Origin of the sequence: Streptomyces alkaliphilus (genome assembly GCF_014141535.1) — a bacterium.
GTDB classification, from domain to species: domain Bacteria; phylum Actinomycetota; class Actinomycetes; order Streptomycetales; family Streptomycetaceae; genus Streptomyces; species Streptomyces alkaliphilus.
The window spans coordinates 1-3676 of sequence record NZ_VKHT01000513.1 but is presented as its reverse complement, the minus strand read 5'-3'; the positions used below and the strand labels follow the sequence as shown (position 1 = coordinate 3676).

Below are 3676 nucleotides of genomic sequence, written 5' to 3'. Positions count from 1 at the left end.
GCAGCAGCCTGACCCAATGCCACCCACCCTCCACATCGACGTCCCCTGGCTCCTCCAACGCCACGAAGAAGTACTCCCCGACCAACCAGCCGTCTCCGACTTCTCCGCCCTGGTCGCCGCCGTCGCCCGCCACCGCGTGGACCCACCCCGCCTGGGCACCAACCCCGACACCGCTTGGCGCGCCGCAGCCCTACTCCACACCCTCACCCTCCTACGCCCCCTACCAGCCGCCAACCTGCGCTTCGCCTGCGCCACAGCAGTGGCCTACATGCACGCCTCCGGCGAAGGCATCGACCCGCCCTACGGCGCACTGGTGGACCTGGTCCGCGACATCACCGCCGGACAGGCGGATGTCTACGACGCCGCCGACCGCCTGCGCTCCTGGCGCATCTGACCCCACCCGCCCCCGAAAGGCCATCGGCGGGCCGAGGCCCGTCGCAGGGTTTGCGGTGCCGGACCCCCGGTTCAGGCGGCCGCCCTCCGGGACGGCCGAGAACCGCAACGTCATCAACCCCGGGCGCACGGCGCGGTGGCGGTCGTCCTTCGGGGCGGCCGAGAACCGCAACCATCACGCCCGCGACGAGGGCGTGATCGAGATGGGGTGGCGGCCGTCCTCCGGGACGACCGAGGATTGCAACGGCGTGGCGATCGCCACTGCCACCAAGGCCTCCACGGAGTACACACTCTCGGTGGAGCCCGCGGGTACAGTCCCAACGAGACGATGTGCTTCCCTGGACCGACCCCCTCTTGCTTCGGAACCCCAAGTGCACACACGACACGCGGATCACACCGAAGCAAAATGTCAGAAATGACGGCAATGACTGGCGGCGCATGTGCTCCAACTACCCTCCGGCGCACTGTCATCCCTGATCAGAAGCCGTGGCGGTCGCCCTTCGGGGCGGACCGGGCTCGCCCTCTCCGGGCTGCGTAGCCTTCGCCGGAGCCTCCGAGGGTCTTCCCCTCGGGTCTGATGGGGCTCGAGCAGGATTATCACGCCGTGATAATCGTCCCCCTGGGCAGCAGTTGCCCCTCGGGGCGGCCAAGGATCGCAACAGCGACTCCAGCCTCCACCCCGAACTCTGCCAACTCGTGGCGGCCGCCCTTCGGAGTCACCGAGGATCTTCATCAGAAGATCGCGGCCGGCGTCACGCCCATACGCGTCGGGGGCTCCCCCGTGGGGGAGCCCCCGACGTGCGCCGACTGTGAAGAGGCCGGCAGGGCTCTGCCCGCCGGTCGGTTCACACCGCCTGCTTGATCAGCGCCTCCGTCAGCTGCTCCAGGAAGTCCTCGGGCAGATGCTGCGTGAGCGCCTCGGCCAGGCCGTCGGCGTCCGCGGTCAGCTGCACCAGTCGCTGCACGGCTCCGGAGACGGGATTCTCGGCGGGCGCCGATGCGCCGTCCCCGGTCGTGGCCCGGGCCGATGTCGTGGCCCCGGCCGGCGACTGCCGAGGATTCCTCGGTGCCGGTGCCGGTGCGGCGCCGTTCAGCGGCCCCGACACCGTTTCCCCTGTCTCCGGCCCCTCGGTCACCGGAGTCCCACCCTCACCGCCCCGGGGTGCCACCGGGTGAGAACCGGCCGGAGACTCGACCTCTTCCCCGGTGCGCTGCTCCACCACCACCGGCGGCGCATCCACCGGGCGCCGGGACTTGGCGCTCGCGGCCCGGGCATCGGCCGCGGCCCGCTGCTCCTCCGGTGCGAGCTTCCCCAGATTCCGGACGTGCTCGACCTGGCGGCGGCCGGCGGCCAGATCGGCCTGGAGTTCCGGGGACAGCTTCAGCAGCGACAGCTTCGAGGAGATCGTGGCCTGGGAGATGCCCAGCCTTCGGGCCGCTTTGGTCTGGCTGCCGTAGAACGTCACCAGCGCCTCCAGGGCGTGGGCCTGTTCCAGGTCCGTCATGTCATCGCGCTGGAAGTTCGCCACGAAAGCGGTCTCCAGCAGCGACTCGTCCGTCGCGACCCGGGCGTCGTCGACCTGGACGCGGATCTTCTCCAGGCCCGCGCGGCGCGCGGCCTCCAGCCGGCGGTGGCCGTCCACGACGATGTAGTGGGCGCCCTCGTCCAGTTCCCCCGCCCGTTCGGGGCGTTCCTTGAGGTAGGCGTCCACTCCGGCGACGGTGATGGCGTTGATGACGCCGAGTTCCTCGACGCTCTGCGCCAGCCCTTCCAGGTCCCGCAGTTCTTCGCGGGGGTTGTCGGGGTTGTGGCTGATCACCTTCAACGGCAGCTCCGTGGGATCCGGAACTCCCACCGTCGGTGCGCCGGTCGCCGCGCCGATCGCCGCCCGCCGGGCACTGACCGGGCGTGCCCGGCCGAAGGACGTACCCGCTCCCAGCCGATCCGCCTTGCTCATGAGATCTCCCGTGCCAGGGCCCGCATGCCCACCGACTGGTCACACCGGGGCGAGTACGCCAACAGGGGGCGCTTGACCCGCACGGCTTCCTTCTGTTCCTTCAGGTCCCCGATCACCCCCACCACCCGTGGGTCCTTTATGTCCATCCACGCCTGCAAGGAGGACGTCGCGATGTAGCCGCGGCGGGCGTCGTAGTGGTTCACCACGATCCCCAGGTAGTCCAGGTCCAGGGAGAGGTCGGCGCGCAGATCCTCTATCTGCGAGGTCAGCAGCTCGTAGGCGTCGGCGGAGCTGTCCTCGGCCTGCACCACGATCAGCACGCCCGACTGCCCCGGCGCCTCGTTCGGCCGACGCCGCCCGTAGTAGGAGGCCGCGTCCATGCTCAGTCCCAGGCTCGGCGGGCAGTCCACGATGATCACATCGAAGCCCTCCTCCACCGCGGCCAGCGCCCGCTCCAGCGCGGCTTCCCGGGCGCGGACGCTTGCCAGCTTCACATCGAGGAGGAAGGCGTCGTTGCAGCTGGGCAGCAGGTGCAGCCGGTCCCCGAAGCGGTCCTCGGCGATCGGAACCACCAGATTCCCCAGGTCCCGCATGCCCTCGCCGGCCATGTGCCGGGTCAGGCTGTCCCCGTCCATCGGTAGAAGGTCGTGGCCCAGCTGCTTGGTGAGGTGTCCCTGGGGGTCGAAGTCCACCAGCAGCACCCTCAGTCCGAGGCCGGGGAGGTCCTCCAGGGTCAGTGGGTCGGAGCCCTCCTCGCTCGGCAGTATCGCCGCGAAGTGCTTGGAGACCCGCACGGGATGCAGCACGTCCGCGCCCTCGGCCATCGCCTCGCCGACACCGGCGGTCACCGCGGTCTTCCCCACGCCCCCTTTCTGGTTGCACACCACGATCCGGCGAGGGACCTCGGGTCGCTTCACCGACGGCGCGGGGTTCTTGTCCAACCACAACCGCATCGCCCGGGCCAGCCCTTGTGTCAGGGACACCTGCCGCTGCCCGGCCACGGCCTTGAACTCCTCCCACTGGCCCGGAGGCAGCCAGGTGGAGAAGGAGTCCGCGCCGGTGGTGTCCACCGCGTCGGGGGCCGAGGCCAGGGCGCACCAGTCGCGCAGGCCGTGTTCCACGGCGACCTGGATCTCCACACCGAGCTGCGCGGTGCGGACTTTTACCTCTTGTCTGAGCCAACCGGGCAACTTGGAGACGACTTTCTCGCGGTCGCCGGGGGAGGAAGGAGAAGCCATGGACGGAACCTTACTAACGGATCACCCCACAAGGAACCTCGACACGTTACCTAGGTGCACCACGAGTCGTGTCACACCCACCCACCC

3 protein-coding genes are annotated in these 3676 nt (G+C 69.9%); 1 reads left to right on the top strand and 2 read right to left on the bottom strand.

The genetic code is table 11. The features are described from left to right. The first annotated feature begins 16 nt into the window (after nucleotides 1-16). The gene (locus FNQ90_RS15840) at nucleotides 17-394 is read left to right on the top strand and encodes a toxin Doc (protein WP_182606982.1); all 378 of its coding nucleotides are present in this window, start codon (nucleotides 17-19) and stop codon (nucleotides 392-394) included. A gap of 844 nt (nucleotides 395-1238) precedes the next feature. On the opposite strand, the gene FNQ90_RS15835 is transcribed toward FNQ90_RS15840, so the two are convergent. Both FNQ90_RS15835 and FNQ90_RS15830 read right to left on the bottom strand, forming a co-directional pair. Beyond that, the gene (locus tag FNQ90_RS15835) at nucleotides 1239-2351 is read right to left on the bottom strand and encodes a ParB/RepB/Spo0J family partition protein (RefSeq protein ID WP_182606981.1); all 1113 of its coding nucleotides are present in this window, start codon (nucleotides 2349-2351) and stop codon (nucleotides 1239-1241) included. After that, nucleotides 2348-3589, bottom strand: a complete 1242-nt coding sequence (locus FNQ90_RS15830) for a ParA family protein (RefSeq protein WP_182606980.1) — start codon at nucleotides 3587-3589, stop codon at nucleotides 2348-2350. Before FNQ90_RS15830 ends, FNQ90_RS15835 begins: the two co-directional genes overlap by 4 nt. Nucleotides 3590-3676 lie beyond the last annotated feature (87 nt).